The 15,152-nt window shown below is 36.5% G+C and carries 13 protein-coding genes and 1 pseudogene; 5 read left to right on the forward strand and 9 right to left on the reverse strand.

Annotation, left to right across the window (positions count from 1 at the left end; translation table 11 throughout):
- Positions 1–151: 151 nt before the first annotated feature.
- From ACFCT9_RS07370 to ACFCT9_RS07385, 4 genes are all read right to left on the reverse strand, one after another.
- The gene (locus tag ACFCT9_RS07370) at positions 152–751 is read right to left on the reverse strand and encodes a DsbA family protein (RefSeq protein WP_412518209.1); all 600 of its coding nucleotides are present in this window, start codon (positions 749–751) and stop codon (positions 152–154) included.
- A 190-nt stretch (positions 752–941) separates the two neighbouring features.
- Positions 942–1,673: an amino acid ABC transporter ATP-binding protein gene (locus ACFCT9_RS07375; protein WP_412518211.1), complete on the reverse strand. Its 732-nt coding sequence runs from the start codon at positions 1,671–1,673 to the stop codon at positions 942–944.
- The gene (locus ACFCT9_RS07380; protein WP_412518212.1) at positions 1,670–2,404 is read right to left on the reverse strand and encodes an amino acid ABC transporter permease; all 735 of its coding nucleotides are present in this window, start codon (positions 2,402–2,404) and stop codon (positions 1,670–1,672) included. The genes ACFCT9_RS07375 and ACFCT9_RS07380 overlap by 4 nt, the downstream gene beginning before the upstream one ends.
- On the reverse strand, positions 2,388–3,170 hold the full coding sequence (locus ACFCT9_RS07385) for a transporter substrate-binding domain-containing protein (protein WP_412518213.1): 783 nt from the start codon (positions 3,168–3,170) through the stop codon (positions 2,388–2,390). Before ACFCT9_RS07385 ends, ACFCT9_RS07380 begins: the two co-directional genes overlap by 17 nt.
- A 227-nt stretch (positions 3,171–3,397) precedes the next feature.
- On the opposite strand from ACFCT9_RS07385, the gene ACFCT9_RS07390 reads away from it, so the two are divergent.
- Positions 3,398–3,502, forward strand: a complete 105-nt coding sequence (locus ACFCT9_RS07390) for a putative metal homeostasis protein (protein ID WP_412518215.1) — start codon at positions 3,398–3,400, stop codon at positions 3,500–3,502.
- A 306-nt stretch (positions 3,503–3,808) separates the two neighbouring features.
- On the opposite strand, the gene ACFCT9_RS07395 is transcribed toward ACFCT9_RS07390, so the two are convergent.
- The 3 genes from ACFCT9_RS07395 to ACFCT9_RS07405 form a co-directional block, all read right to left on the reverse strand.
- A complete protein-coding gene (locus ACFCT9_RS07395; protein WP_412518217.1) occupies positions 3,809–4,495 on the reverse strand; it encodes a 2,3-diphosphoglycerate-dependent phosphoglycerate mutase in 687 nt (228 codons plus the stop codon).
- A 233-nt stretch (positions 4,496–4,728) separates the two neighbouring features.
- Positions 4,729–5,622 (reverse strand): cation diffusion facilitator family transporter, encoded by an 894-nt coding sequence (locus ACFCT9_RS07400; RefSeq protein ID WP_412518219.1) that lies wholly within the window; start codon positions 5,620–5,622, stop codon positions 4,729–4,731.
- A gap of 208 nt (positions 5,623–5,830) precedes the next feature.
- Complete coding sequence (locus ACFCT9_RS07405) at positions 5,831–6,211, reverse strand: GtrA family protein (protein WP_412518221.1); 381 nt, start codon at positions 6,209–6,211, stop codon at positions 5,831–5,833.
- 174 nt (positions 6,212–6,385) lie between these two features.
- Between ACFCT9_RS07405 and ACFCT9_RS07410 the strand changes: the two genes are divergently transcribed.
- From ACFCT9_RS07410 to ACFCT9_RS07420, 3 genes are all read left to right on the forward strand, one after another.
- Positions 6,386–7,582 (forward strand): multidrug effflux MFS transporter, encoded by a 1,197-nt coding sequence (locus ACFCT9_RS07410; RefSeq protein WP_412518223.1) that lies wholly within the window; start codon positions 6,386–6,388, stop codon positions 7,580–7,582.
- Between the two features lie 122 nt (positions 7,583–7,704).
- Positions 7,705–8,355, forward strand: coding sequence for a C39 family peptidase (locus ACFCT9_RS07415; RefSeq protein WP_412518224.1), 651 nt, complete (start codon positions 7,705–7,707; stop codon positions 8,353–8,355).
- A 161-nt stretch (positions 8,356–8,516) separates the two neighbouring features.
- Positions 8,517–9,902, forward strand: coding sequence for an amino acid permease (locus ACFCT9_RS07420; RefSeq protein WP_412518226.1), 1,386 nt, complete (start codon positions 8,517–8,519; stop codon positions 9,900–9,902).
- A gap of 85 nt (positions 9,903–9,987) precedes the next feature.
- Here the strand turns inward: ACFCT9_RS07420 and ACFCT9_RS07425 are convergent.
- Positions 9,988–11,818, reverse strand: a pseudogene (locus tag ACFCT9_RS07425) (APC family permease).
- A 209-nt stretch (positions 11,819–12,027) separates the two neighbouring features.
- Here ACFCT9_RS07425 and ACFCT9_RS07430 point away from each other — a divergent pair.
- Positions 12,028–13,569, forward strand: coding sequence for a serine hydrolase domain-containing protein (locus ACFCT9_RS07430; RefSeq protein ID WP_412518228.1), 1,542 nt, complete (start codon positions 12,028–12,030; stop codon positions 13,567–13,569).
- Between the two features lie 118 nt (positions 13,570–13,687).
- Here the strand turns inward: ACFCT9_RS07430 and ACFCT9_RS07435 are convergent, their stop codons facing one another.
- On the reverse strand, positions 13,688–15,085 hold the full coding sequence (locus ACFCT9_RS07435; RefSeq protein WP_412518230.1) for an MFS transporter: 1,398 nt from the start codon (positions 15,083–15,085) through the stop codon (positions 13,688–13,690).
- Between the last annotated feature and the right edge of the window lie 67 nt (positions 15,086–15,152).

Below are 15,152 nucleotides of genomic sequence, written 5' to 3' on the forward strand. Positions count from 1 at the left end.
AATCTCTATATAAACTTAAATCGTAATCGTTACGTTTTATATCAAAGTATTTTATCACTTACACCTAGTAAAGACAAGAATAGAAAATCTTATTCAATACAAAAAGACAGCTTGTATCGTGACGTATCACCACACAAACTGTCTTTCGAACTTATTGTTCTAATAATTTTTTATAATCTTTAAATTGATAAGGATCTTTCACAAGCTGCCCATCAATATAAACTACTGGCACAGTATCAATTTTTTTCTCTTTAGCTAAAGCTTTGTCTTTTTCAGCTGCTTTATATGACTTGCTGTCTTTAGTTTTATAATCTTTTTTGATATCTGCTTTGGTTTGATTTGAAACATTCAATTCATCAATTAAACCATCTATTAACTTTTCATTAATCCATGGTTTTTTATGATCTTTTGTTTCCGGTTGTTTGGCATAAATTTTTTGTTGGAAATTCAAATATTGTTTTGGTGCGTATATTTGAACCGCATGGCCTGCACGCGAACCAATTATCGAATCATCACCTAAGAAAGCAACATTAACCATTTGATATTCAACCTTGCCCTTATCAAGATAATCTTTCTTAAGGGTCGGCATAATTTGGTCTTCTACTTTCTTACAGTATGGACATTTATAATCTGCGAATTCAACAATTTTAATCTTATCGCCTTTAGCTGTTAAATCAGGGTCTTTTTGTGAACATCCTTGAACAATTATTGCCAATATTATTGTACTAATAATTAGGAACCATTTTTTCATTTCATTTACGCCTCGATTCTGAGTTTACTTTTTAATGCGAATCGACTTCTTGTCTTAAACTATACAACTCACTCTATTTTCATACTCATAAATCTCATCATACACCTGAATGCATCACCTTTCTAGTTTGAAACGATTTAAAACATAAGAAAAAGCCTTCGATTACAGAATAACCGAAGACTTCCTATTATTATTGTTCTTGTATTACATTCAAGAAACGTTGTAATGCTTCTGTTTTAGGATGTTCAAATAACTCAGAAGGCGGACCTTGTTCGCCAATCTGCCCTTCATTAATAAAGACAGTTTTATCTGAAACTTCCTTCGCAAATCTCATTTCATGCGTCACAATGACCATAGTCATCCCTTCTTGCGCAAGTTCTTTAATCACACGCAATACTTCATTGACAAGTTCTGGATCCAGTGCAGACGTCGGTTCATCAAACAACATAACTTTAGGATTCATGGCTAAAGCTCTGGCAATCGCAACACGTTGTTGCTGACCGCCTGATAAAGCGATAGGATATTGATCTTTCACGTGGGTTAAGCCTACTTTTTCAAGTAAGTGTTCTGCACGTGCTTTTGCGCCTTGTTTAGACATTTTCTTAACAACAACCAGGCCTTCCATGACATTTTCAACTGCTGTTTTATGGGGGAATAAATTATAGTTTTGGAATACCATGCCGGATTGTTTACGTACACGAATTTGTGATTTCTTATCATTATTAGTGTACGTTTCACCATTCACAAAGACTTGACCTTCAGTCGGTAATTCTAACGCATTCATCATGCGTAATAACGTCGTCTTACCTGAACCTGATCGCCCGATTAATGTGACCACTTCTCCTTCAGCCACTTCTAAATCGACACCTTTAATTACTGTTTTATCTCCAAATGCCTTTTTGATTCCTTTTAATTCAATCATGCGCGATACCCTCTTTCTAAGTAAGCTTCATAGTATGACTGAATCACAGAAATAATAAAACATACTACCCAGTACATTAAAGCAACCAAAATATAGATTGTTAAATATTCATAAGTCGTTGAAGCAACTTCTTGTGCTTTTCTGAACATTTCTGCTACTAAGATAAAGCCGACAAGTGATGTATCTTTCAATAAATTCAAGAATGAATTCCCTAATGAAGGTACTGACACTCTGATGGCTTGCGGCAAAATAATACGTCTGACAGTCTGACTATAGTTCATCCCAATTGAATAAGCCACTTCTGTCTGCCCTTTAGGAATCGACATAATACCACCACGAATAATTTCAGAGGCATAAGCACCGACATTTAAAGACAAGCCGATAATCGCCGCAACCACAGACGGTAATGTCCACTGGGTATCCGGATTATTTGTAATTAATCTGCCCAGTTCCGGCAAACCATAGAAGATGATAAAGAGCTGTACAATCATCGGCGTACCGCGAATAATTGAAACATACACGCGCGCAATACTGCGCAAAATCTTGCTTGTTGAAATACGCATTAAAGCTGTAAACAAAGCGATAAGCAAACCTAATACAAAGGTCACCAGCGTAATGGGAATGGAGTATTTTAATAAACCGCCAAGCATCGGCATAAATGCTTGTTGTGCCGCATCCCATGCATGTTGCTGCTGCTCATTTAATACAATCGCATTAAGGTTTAGAAACATCTTGACCAAACCATTTCTTACCTATTTTAGCTAACTCACCATTTTTCTCTAATTTATCTAAAGCTTTGTTGACATCTTTGATTGTTTTGTCATCTGTTTTCTTAGAGAATGTGAATGCTGATTTACTTTTTTCTGCGTTACCTTCAATTACTTTAATTTTCGCATTAGGTTTTTGCTTTTTATAATCTAAATAAGATAAGTTATCGTTGAATGTGCCATCTGCACGATGTGATTGAAGTAAATCCATCGCTTGGTTAAAACCATCTACTTTGACTAATTCTGCACCTTTTTTCTTCGCTAATTGACCGAAGTTAGATGTGAATGTTTGTGCCATTTTCTTACCTTTAACATCATCAAAACTTTTAATATCGTTATTATCTTTATTGACCACTAATACACCTTTAGAGAAGGTATAAGGTTTTGAGAATTTATATTTTTGTTCTCTTTCTGGATTAATTCCGACTTGGTTTGCGATCATATCAAAACGACCTGAATCTAGTCCTGCAAACATTGAGTCCCATTGTGTTTCTTTGAATTTAACTTTATAACCCATTTCCTTCGCGACTGCTTTAGTAACATCAATATCATAGCCAGTCAGCTTACCTTCTTTATCATGGAAAGTAAAGGGTGCATATGTACCTTCTGTCCCAACTACGAATGTTTTGTCATCTTTGCCAGATGATTTTTTATCATTTGAACCATTGCCGCATGCTGCTAACGCCACCGCAATAACTAATGTGAATACTGCTAACAAAATTTTCTTCATAACATTTCTCCTTTTATCCTTATCAATCTAATCGGAATACTTATTATTCTAAGTCAAGTCATAACTTCCGTCAATATTAATTACTCAAACCTAATAAACTTTATACCGCTTAAATTGTGACGATATTGAGAACGTTTCTCAATAAATTACATAAATCGTAATCATTACTATTTACAAAGATGTATTTTTCATGCATAATAGAAAATACGATTAGGAGGCGAAAGAACATGAAACAAGATTTAGCAACAGCAAGACGTAATTTAAGTAGCCCTAACATCAAAACGCGCAAACGTGCGTTAAAGATTATCAAGGCACACAAACGCAATAAATAACGTTTCCATATACTTTGCAAATGATCCTTTAACATTAATTTTCACAGATTTTATGTCCAAGATGTTTTTCACAAACACTTATTTGTGCTCTACCCATTAAGCACACCTCTGCAGCTGGATATAAACAGTATTTCAAAAAACATTCCCTTAACTTTTTATTCCTAGACAATTAATAGTTGTAGTCTATTAAACGCGATTGGTCATTTGCAAAATTTAAGCCAAAGCACCTGTTTTCAGGTTGCTCTGGCTTTTTTAATTTAAGAAAGAAGCAATGGCAAAATCACCATTGCTCCCCTCTTGTTTAACTTATAAATATCTTTTTGAAACAAAGTTCAAGTTATCATCTAATTCATAGATTAATGGTGAACCTGTTTTAATTTCATAGCCTACGATATCTTCATCAGATACCCCTTCAATATGTTTGATTAACGCACGTAATGAGTTACCATGCGCTGAAACTAATACAGTTTTACCTGTTAAAAGTTCAGGCGCAATTTGATCATCCCAATAAGGGATAACGCGTGTTAATGTATCTTTCAAACTTTCAGAAGTCGGTACAACACGTGCATCTAAATCACTGTATTTACGATCAGCTAAATCTGCTTCACGTTGTTCTGCTGTAGCTTCTGGAGGTGCGATATCATAAGAACGACGCCAAATATGCACTTGTTCTTCACCGAATTCTTGACGTGCAGCATCTTTGTTTAAACCTTGTAAACCACCGTAATGTCTTTCATTTAATCTCCAAGTTTTGTGTACTGGGATAAATAATTGATCAGAGCGTTCAAGTAAATAGTAAGTTGTTTTGATAGCTCTTTTTAATACAGATGTGAAGGCAACATCAATTTGAATTCCTTCTGCTTTTAAGCGATCACCTGAAGTCGTTGCTTCTTCTTTACCTTGGTCAGATAAATCAACATCTGTCCATCCAGTAAATAAATTTTCTGCGTTCCAAATACTTTGACCATGTCGGCATAATATTAATTGAGGCATATAAATCCTTCCTTTCTTTTAAGAAAAGCGCTCAATTTGATATATATCACTTTTCAACTCATATTCTACCACTTTTTTATACTAACACTCATCCTTTTTCGCTCAAATTTAAAAGATACAAAATTTGTCACAATTGTGTTGTATCGTTTTCACTGTTACACATGTTCTTTAAAACTCAGCTCAATATAAAAACAGCACTTAAGCTATGGCTCAAGCACTGTTAGATAGATTAATTATTGATGTACTTCATGCGGTCCTTGTTCAGGATGATAGGGTTCAGGATGTACATAAACGGAAGATACACCTTTATCATGCATGTGTTTTTCTACTCGGTCACAAATGGCATGTGCTTCTTGTAATGTCAGATCTGGTTCTACCGCAATCGTCACATCTACAAAAACACTGCTGCCATGATAACGTCCCTTGATACTGTTGACCGCAATGACATCTGTTACTTCTAATACATCTTGTCGATAACTTTCTAAGTCACGTTCATTAAAACCATCACTTAATGTAAAAATGGCTTCTTTGAAAATAGAAAAACCTGTATAGACGATTAATCCCCCAAGCATCGTTGCTAAAATAATATCGACAATCGGCATACCAAACTGTGTAAAGATTAAGCCGATACCAGTCCCTAAACTGACAATACTGTCAGACATATTATCAACTGCAGATGAATGGAGTGAACGACTTTTCGTTTGTTTAGCTAAACGGAAATTATAATACGACACACCCAACATCACAAAGCCACTGGCCACACTGACAATAATAGTGATAGGTGTCGGTGTGTGGTAGTCATTTAAGAACAACCGCGGGAAGTTTTGAATAACAACTTGAACCCCGACGAACATAATAATGAAGGAAACAAGCAATGACGCAATATTTTCTGATTTTAAATGACCATAAGGATGATTTCGATCCGCAGGTTTAATAGAAATTTTTAATCCAACAATCACCGCAATCGAAACTAAAATATCTGTCATGTTGTTTAATGCATCGGCTCTGACTGCCGCAGAATGATACATGGTACCTACAACGTATTTTAAAATTGATAAAACCACATAGGTAACTAAACTTAAATACGCACCCTTTTGTGCGCGCCGTAAATTAAGTGTTTGCGACATGGAATGTCCCACCTTTTCTTTAATTCATATTTAGTATGCGGTATTTGATGACCACTTTCAATTTTTTTATTTTTAATTATTTTTTAATTTCTTGTGCTAATTTTTTAGTTAGTCTCACCTAAATATGAATTAATCCTGCCCTTTGAATAAAGGAATAAAAAAAATCAAGATAAGTTCTGCTTGAAAAAGCAGCTTATCTTGCTTCATATTAGTCTCTTAATATGTATTTTGATAATACAAACGTTACAGGAATCGTTATGATTAAACCTGCAAAAGGTGCGATCACAGATGAAATATGGAACCATTGTACAAAAACATACAATAATAAAGTCTGCATTCCCATATTTACAACTTGTGTTAAAGGAAACTGAATAAATTTGCGCCATGTTGGTTTGACTTTATACACAAAGTAGCAATTCAAATAGTAAGAAATAATAAAACTGACCACAAAGCCTGTAATATGACTGACAAGATAATTAATACCTATCCCTTTCAGCAGTAATAAATATACAATGTAATAATTGAAGGTATTAATACCGCCTACAATAATAAATTTGATAATTTCAAAATGCGTTTGTGTTAACTTCATCTATTGTGCACCATCACTTTTCTCCTAAAAATCATTAATTCATCGCCATTATAGCATTTCTAAATTATGTATTTCACTTATTTTCTGTCGACTGAGAAAATTTTACATACAAGCCCGTTGTTTTACGTTACAATTACCATATTAATATTGTTTAACAGAATAGGAGTATTTCAAATGGTCAAAACTGAACAATCACGGCTCCCAATCATTATGATTATCGTGTTAGGAGCAATGACCGCTTTCGGTCCGATGTTAGTAGATATGTATAATCCGGCCTTGCCTCAAGTGCGAGATGATTTCGATGTTTCTACTTCAACATCACAACTTACTTTATCCTTTGTCATGATTGGTATGGCACTTGGACAATTTGTTTTCGGTCCACTCTCAGATGTATACGGACGTAAGAAAACAGTTTTATCGATTTTAATCGGTATTGCGGTGGTTTCTTTAGCCTGCGTCTTTGTTTCATCTATTAATGTCTTCTTGGTCTTACGCTTTATTCAAGGGTTACTTGGAGGCGGCGCAATTGTGATTGCCAGAGCAACTGTCAGTGACCAATATGAAGGGGCAAGTTTAACACAAATGATCGCAACTTTGCTTGTGGTTAATGGGATTATCACAATTATTGCGCCATTAATCGGCGGCTATACATTAGCCTTCACATCATGGAAAATGATTTTTGCGGCATTAACACTGATTTCTTTAGTGATTTTCTCTATCGCCTTTATCAAAATGGAAGAAACACGTGATACAAGTAATACCCGTTTAAATTTCGGTGCGATTTTTAAAGACTTCGGTCATTTATTAAGCAAAGCACGTTTCGTCATTCCAATGTTGATGCAAGGGTTCACGTACGTGATGCTATTCAGTTTCGCAGCCGCTTCACCTTTCATCACACAAAAAATCTACCATATGTCACCTCAAGCATTCGGTTGGATGTATGCGGTCATTGGTATCGGATTAATTGCGATGAGTCAAATTACAGCTTTTGCGGTGAAATATATAGAACGCGAAAAATTGCTTCATATCTTAACAGGGATTCAAATCCTAGGTGTTATCCTTGTGGTTATCACAACAGGATTCCACTTGCCATTACCATTATTATTAGCTTCATTCTTTATTATGGTATGGCCTGTGACAGGTATTGGACCGCTTGGTTTCTCATTAGCGATTGAAGAGCGCTCAGGCGGAAGCGGTAACGCTTCAAGTTTACTTGGTCTATTCCAATTTATTATCGGCGGTATCATCGCACCATTAGTAGGTATCCAAGGTGGTACAAGTGTCGGTCCATTTATTATTATTATCTTGATCACAAGTGTATTAGTCATTATCTTAAATGTTTGGTTGCACAAACTGATTCAAGTGAAATAACAAACGACAAGAGTGAGACAACGTTCTCGCTCTTTTTATTTTGTTTTAAGACAAAGTAATATACTCTGTCACACACAACTTTTATAATAGTAGTAATGATGAAAGATGGGGAGTTATTCAATATGAAGAAAATATTAAATGTTAAACCAAAAAGTCAGCTCTCTCCTATTCCAATGGTTATGGGCTGTGAAGGCACTGCTGCATCGATGTTATTGGACTATAATCATATTTTCGTCCACCCGATTTCATTGATGAAACGTTGGCCGACACATCCGAGTAATCCAAACAAAGGTTATGTTGGACATTTCTTAATGATTAAACCAGGTGCACATCAAACGATTTTTCCGAACGCCTTTGCCCCCTATTTAAAACAATATGATACGCGTATTAAAGATGGCACCGGCAAATCTTTAGCAGAACTTGAACGCATTATCGATGCAGGTCAACCCGTTTTGATTTATCACACAGTCCTTGGTCAAAAACCACAACGTCGCTCTTTTAGAGTAGATGGCTCGAAAAAAGAATGGGTTTCTAATATTCATATCACGTTATTAATCGGATATGACCAAAACAACTATTTTTATATCGATCCATTATGGGCACAATTTGGACGTAGACTCTATGTTCCAGCTTTAATCCCATCACGTTACCAAGTGATTCAAATTCCGAAAGATAAAATGCGTCAAAGTTATGACTCAGCAGGTCGCCTTTGTTTATACCATGCGACAGAAGCTACAGAAAGTAATTTGAAAGCCCTTACCCAACCCAGCTGAAAAATAACATAATTTTTGATAGTTTTAAATTATGTGCTTGATAAAACTTTTTAATATTTATACATTAACAATTGCAATGTCCTGAGATTTTTTATATCATTATTAACATCATTTAACGTCAACCCCTTTGTCATATATAAATCCGAAAGGGTGCAAAAGTTTTGGGACAAAAATTACAAAAAGACCTCAGCAATCGACATATACAGTTAATTGCGATTGGTGGGGCAATTGGTACAGGCCTCTTTTTAGGTTCTGGCCAAACGATTAAATTAACAGGTCCGAGTATTTTCATCGCTTATATCATCATTGGTATGTTTTTATTTGCGTTTATGCGCGGACTTGGAGAGTTACTTTTAAGCAATACACGTTTTAATTCATTTGTAGATATCGCAAATGAATATTTAGGACCATTCGGTGGTTTTGTGATCGGATGGACGTACTGGTTTTGTTGGATTGCTTCCAGCATGTCTGACTTAACCGCAATTGGCCAATATATCGCATACTGGCTGCCTGATGTACCTAACTGGATTTCAGTGCTGTTTGTGGTATTAATCTTAATTTCATTCAACTTGCTGGGCGCAAAGTTATTCGGCGAACTGGAATTCTGGTTTGCTTTGATTAAGATTGTTACCATCATCGCATTGATTGTTGTAGGACTAGTCTTAATCTTTATGTCAGTTAAAACTGAACATGGTACGGCAAGTTTCTCAAACTTAGTTGACCATGGTGGACTATTCCCGAATGGTGCATTTGGTTTCTTAATGGCCTTCCAAATGGCAATATACTCATTTATCGGTATAGAGCTGATCGGTGTCACTGCCGGTGAAACGAAAGACCGAGCAACTACGATTCCGAAAGCCGTCAATAATGTACCCGTACGTATTTTATTATTCTATGTTGGTTCAATGATTATTATCACATCTGTGGTACCTTGGAATACTTTAAGTGAAAACTCAAGTCCATTCGTTAAAGTGTTCGGCTTGATTGGTATTCCATTCGCCGCAAGTCTTGTGAACTTTGTAGTAATCACTGCTGCTGCTTCAGCAACAAACAGTGGTATTTACTCAAACAGCCGTATTTTATTCGGCTTAGCTGAACAAGGCTTAGGTCCGAAAGCACTTGGTAAATTGAACCACCGTGGTGTTCCGCATATCTCAATGTTGATTTCATCTATGTTATTGTTATTTGCGGCATTATTAAACTATATTTTCCCGAATGCAGTACAGTTGTTCATTTATGTCACAACGCTATCAACAGTGCTTTACTTATTCGTTTGGACATTGATTATCATCTCGTACATCATTTATGCATTTAAAAATAAAGAAGAACATAAAGCAAATGATTTTAAATTACGCGGTGGACCTTATGCAGGTATTGTCGTGTTACTTTTCTTCTTATTTGCCTATGTGCTGTTATTCTTTACAGAAGAAACAAGAAACGCGCTCTTTGTAGCACCGATTTGGTTTATTATCGTTATTCTTTTCTATCAGAAATATAAACACAACGCTCACGCAAATGTTCAAAAAATGCGTGAAACAAAAAAATAAGCATATGAAAAAGCCAAGAACTTCACCGTTCTTGGCTTTCATTTTTATATCCTTCTCATACATATGAGACAAATCTTGGTAATAGCTATTTTTTCAACTTCAACGGAATCATTGCTAGAATACAATTCTTTTGATAAAACAATGTCCATCTAAGCAAGATGCCTGTTTGGTTATGAAGTAAGTTCTGCCATGTTTTGTTTGTGATAAACTGCGGCACGATGACGGTAATGACAAAACGGTCATTTTCTGCTTTACTGCGTATTTTATCAATAAAACGCGCGAGTGGTTTAACTACACTGCGATATTGAGAATGCAGCATGACTAAACGAATATCCGGATAACGTGCTTGCCATTTCTCAAGCATCATTTGATCTTGTTGTTCATCAAAAGATACATGAACCGCAATAATATGATCAGAGGTCATTTGGGCATATGCGATAGATTTATCTACAATAGATGAGACCGAACTAACCGGTATCATTGCTAAATTTTTATCCACACCGCTCAAGGCTTTGAAGAAGTTATCTGTCCGCAACTCTTCGGCAATATTATGGTAGTGCATCCGGATGCGCAATAACCCGATCACAACTAACGGTAAGAAAATTAAGATTGGCCATACTTGTGAAAACTTGGTGATAAGAAAAATCATAAAGACGACAAGTGTAATCGTACCACCTACCGCATTCGCAATTAATTTGAAACACCAGCCTTTTGGTCGTTCTCTCACCCATTTTACTACCATGCCATATTGTGCCAATGTAAACGGAATGAATACACCCGTCGCATATAACGGAATTAAACTTTCGGTCCGTCCTTTAAACAACATAATTAAGACGATTGCGATACTGCCTAAGATAATCATAGAATTGGAATAACCTAAGCGATCTCCTCTGACCGTAAACATATGCGGCATATATTTATCCTGCGCCATATTTGCCGCAAGTAATGGAAATGCGGTAAACCCTGTATTCGCAGCTAAAATTAAGATACATACTGTAGATGCTTGAATAAAATAAAATGCTGCATTTTGACCAAATACATGTGCCGCAAGTTGTGAAAGGACTGTCGTTTGAACTTTCGGTACAATACCATACCAATAAGCCAAACCAACAATACCGATTAACATAATGGCGAGAATAGTCCCCATCGCAGTCAATGTTTTAACCGCATTTTTAGGTGCCGGATCTTTAAAGTCCATCACCGCATTGGAAATAGCTTCAATACCGGTTAATGAAGATGCTCCAGAAGAAAATGCACGTAATAATAAAAATAATGTCACTCCAGGCACCGCAGTACCGACTGGCGCAGATACACTCGGTTCAGACTGACCCGTTACCACTTTAAACGCACCATAACCTATCAATATTAATATGCCGAAAATGAATAAATAGACTGGAAATGATAACACAGTCGCTGAATCAGTCACACCTCTTAAGTTTAAAATCAAAATAATGATGACCAGCAGACAAGCGATTAATACTTTATGATGATATAAAGCTGGAAATGCGGCGATAAAAGCATCTGCACCTGAAGCAATACTTACTGCGACTGTTAAAGTATAATCAACAAGCAACGCCCCTCCAGCCAGTAATGACAACTTTTCTCCTAAGTTATATTTCGTAACTGTATACGCGCCGCCTCCCATGAGGGTAGGCATATATCACTTGTCTATAAGACAAGACTAACGCAACTAATAATACTAAAATGCCTGCTGTGATGGGCAACGTATACCAAGTTGCTAAAACACTCAGTGCAGTCAGTGTCAACAAGATCTGTTCAGGACCATAAGCAACTGAAGACAATGCATCCGAAGATAAAATTGCCAATGCTTTGACCTTACTTATTTTTTCAGTTGATAACTCCCTATTACGTTTAGGTGTGCCAATCAATATGTGTTTGATTTGTTTGATACTCATATTTAAGGACCTCTAGACTTTTTCATGTTTTGAATGGCAAAAAGATACTCCTAATTTTTCAAAATGTACAGGCTAAACCTCTAAACTCCATAGAACTTTCATATTTAGGCCCAATTTCTCCCTTGTTGTTCACAAATATTTCTCATCTCATACTTTTCCATCTACGTGCTATAATAATAAAAAAATGAATAAACAGGAGCTTACGCATTGTGAAAATAAAATCCACTTCCGCATATCAATTATTAATGGCTATCGCCTTTATCTTATTTTTAAGTTTAAGTTATCTTCTCGTCTGGTCTTTTACACAGTATTCAGTAAAACATTTCAAACATCAGACCTTAGCACAATTAGTCGATCATCGCATTGAAAAGATTATGGATAAAGACCAAATCCCTGGTTTAAGTGTGGCACTCATCAAACGTAACGAAGTTGCGCTAAACAAAGGTTACGGTTATGCGGATGTTAAAAAGCATACCCCTGCCGATACAGAAACACGTTATGAAATTGCCTCTAATACAAAAGCCTTCACAGGCTTAGCCATTTTAGAACTGGCCCAACAAGGCAAAGTGAAATTAGATGCACCTGTTTCAAAGTATTTACCTTGGCTGCATTTAAATTATCAAGGACGAGAACAAGCAGTCACTTTAAAAATGCTGCTCGCTCAAAACAGCGGTATCGATGACCAAATGTCACCTAATAAAGAAGGTGAAGTCCCGACGAAACAAGATAACTTAAAGGGACGTGTAGAAAGTTTGAATCATCAAACATTAAAAAGTAAACCTGGTACAGAATTCAACTATGCGAATATGAACTATAATATTCTAGGTTTAGTCATACAAGAAGTAACAGATACGCCGTATGAAAACTATATGCATGCACACTTCCTTAAACCGCTGCACATGGAGCATGCTTTCTTTAAAACAGATAAACAAACCGCTTCTAAAGCACAAGGCTATGCATTAGAAGGAAGTAAAGTTGAAGCAGAAGATCCGGATTATTTTCGCGGTGATACACCTGCGGCTTATTTAATCAGCAGTACATCTGATTTGATACCTTTTGTCAAAATGAATTTGCAACCATCCGCTTCTACAAAAGCGCTCATTCAACAAGCGCATTCGCCTTTGACGGATGTTCCTGACAAACAAGATATGAATGGTTACGGTGCTGGCTGGTTTATTGATCAACATGGAGATCAGGTACTCCATCCGGGGACATTGCCCAACTACTCATCCATGATTATTCTCGATACGAAACACCAAAATGCGGTCATTCTCTTAGCGAATCTGAATGCGCCCCATTTACCTGATTTAGCACAAACATTGATCTATCAAATCGAACATTATCAAAGCTTTGCGACATTGCATCAAGCTGTAGCTAAAAATGTAGTGCTGCTATCTCTTTCATTATGGGGTATTCTTGTTATAGTTACAGTCTTATGTGCCGCATTGATTCGCAATATGTATCGCCTTCATCAGCAGCGTAAACACACTAAATATACTTTCAATATGAATCATAAATTATCATGCGCTATTACGCTCCTTTTAATTATCGGCTTGTTTTATTGCGCTTGGTATATCCCTTCTTGGTTCTTGAAAGATGCGGATTGGTCGATTGCCTTTAATGTCTTCCCGCCGGTACTAATTCTGGTATGTCTTGGAAGTTTGGTAACTTTGATATTAAGTGTACTTTATATCAACAGTTGGCTGTTACTTACAAAAAAACAAATAGTAAAAACTTCATTTAAACCCTAATAAAAGAGCAGTGCTCGTCGTTTAGTTTCCCTCATAAACTAAACAACAAGTACTGCTCCTTTTTGTCATTTCTATTCTACTGTTCTATGTTTCTTATTATTTTTTTGCGTGGAACATTTTAGTAATACGTTTCGCCTTGTGACTTAGGTACTAAAATCAATACTGCAACAAATGCGATAAGACCTAGCAAGATATTGAAACCAATACCTGCCATTGCGCCTACCTGCAAGTTGACACTTTCAGAAACTACTGCATAAATGGTACCTGAGATCGCAATACCGAATGCGTTACCAAGTGATGATGCCATTTTATAGATACCTGATGCAGTGCCGACTTTATTATCTGGTGCACTTGTGACAGCAGTGTCTGTTGATGGTGTCGCATACATACCTAGACCTAAACCAAAGAGTAAGTAACCCATCACACTAGACACGACATATAAGCCTGTCGGCAAGAATGTTAAAGCAATGAGCAACATCCCTGCTGCGTTCAGCAATGAACCATAAAGCATCGGACGTTTGGCCCCAAGCTTCTGCATGATTTTTTCGCCGACGCGAATCATGATTAGTACTGTAATTAAATAAGTAATACTCATCATACCTGATTGGTTAGATGTAAATCCAAGCCCTTGTTGGAAATACGTATTTGCGACAATTAAAGTTCCGGCTACAGCGTTCAACGCGAAGTTTGAAATCACTGCCCCAGAGTAACCTTTGTTTTTAAATAAACCAAAGTCGATTAATGGATTCTTCAGTTTTTTCTCGTAAATCACAAAGAAAATAACTGAGACAATAAAGACAACAGTTAAACTTAAAATCAATGGTGATAAGAAACCATAGTGAGATGTTTGTGTGATAATCACGTTTAAACTCAACATCATAATCGCTAATACAATTAAACCTACAACATCAAATTTGTGATTTCGTACTGTACTATCTTGAGATGCTTTTGTTTCAGGTGTGTGGCGCATTAAAATCATCGCTAATATTGCGACAATAATAGATACGATAAAAATCCAACGCCAACCTACGAATGTGGCCATTAATCCGCCAAAATATGACGTAATACCTGAACCACCCCATGAACCGATTGACCAGTAACTTAGTGCTCTTTGTCTGTCTTTGCCTTGGTAATATTCATTAACAATGGCTAAAGTAGCAGGCATAATACAAGCTGCAGAAAAACCTTGAATAATACGGCCGATAATCAATAGCGCCGGTAAATTGGAAACAATAATCAACAGTGAGCCCACAACACTGAGGACTAATCCAATATACGTCATCTTGACACGCCCGATTTTATCAGCGATACTTCCGGCCCCCACAACAAACAAACCAGAGAATAACGCAGTCAAGCTGACCGCAATATTGATTGTTCCTGCATTCGTACTAAAGGATTCTTGAAGTGTCGGTACCACATTCAATACTGACTGCGCAAACAACCAGAATGTGATAACCCCAAGAATGATACCTAACAACAATCTGTTGTCACCTTTGAACGGTCTTGTTGCTGTCATATTAAATTCCTCCTATACCCCTGCAAAAAAATCGAAAAAAATAGCGATTTAGCTTATGCTACAATAG

The organism is Staphylococcus simulans (genome assembly GCF_047037175.1).
GTDB lineage: Bacteria > Bacillota > Bacilli > Staphylococcales > Staphylococcaceae > Staphylococcus > Staphylococcus simulans_C.

What these genes read in the sequence shown, in the direction of transcription:
- ACFCT9_RS07370 (WP_412518209.1), bottom strand. Translation starts at nt 751, where the DNA reads ATGAAAAAATGGTTCCTAATTATTAGTACAATAATATTGGCAATAATT.
- ACFCT9_RS07375 (WP_412518211.1), bottom strand. Translation starts at nt 1,673, where the DNA reads ATGATTGAATTAAAAGGAATCAAAAAGGCATTTGGAGATAAAACAGTA.
- ACFCT9_RS07380 (WP_412518212.1), bottom strand. Translation starts at nt 2,404, where the DNA reads ATGTTTCTAAACCTTAATGCGATTGTATTAAATGAGCAGCAGCAACAT.
- ACFCT9_RS07385 (WP_412518213.1), bottom strand. Translation starts at nt 3,170, where the DNA reads ATGAAGAAAATTTTGTTAGCAGTATTCACATTAGTTATTGCGGTGGCG.
- ACFCT9_RS07390 (WP_412518215.1), top strand. Translation starts at nt 3,398, where the DNA reads ATGAAACAAGATTTAGCAACAGCAAGACGTAATTTAAGTAGCCCTAAC.
- ACFCT9_RS07395 (WP_412518217.1), bottom strand. Translation starts at nt 4,495, where the DNA reads ATGCCTCAATTAATATTATGCCGACATGGTCAAAGTATTTGGAACGCA.
- ACFCT9_RS07400 (WP_412518219.1), bottom strand. Translation starts at nt 5,622, where the DNA reads ATGTCGCAAACACTTAATTTACGGCGCGCACAAAAGGGTGCGTATTTA.
- ACFCT9_RS07405 (WP_412518221.1), bottom strand. Translation starts at nt 6,211, where the DNA reads ATGAAGTTAACACAAACGCATTTTGAAATTATCAAATTTATTATTGTA.
- ACFCT9_RS07410 (WP_412518223.1), top strand. Translation starts at nt 6,386, where the DNA reads ATGGTCAAAACTGAACAATCACGGCTCCCAATCATTATGATTATCGTG.
- ACFCT9_RS07415 (WP_412518224.1), top strand. Translation starts at nt 7,705, where the DNA reads ATGAAGAAAATATTAAATGTTAAACCAAAAAGTCAGCTCTCTCCTATT.
- ACFCT9_RS07435 (WP_412518230.1), bottom strand. Translation starts at nt 15,085, where the DNA reads ATGACAGCAACAAGACCGTTCAAAGGTGACAACAGATTGTTGTTAGGT.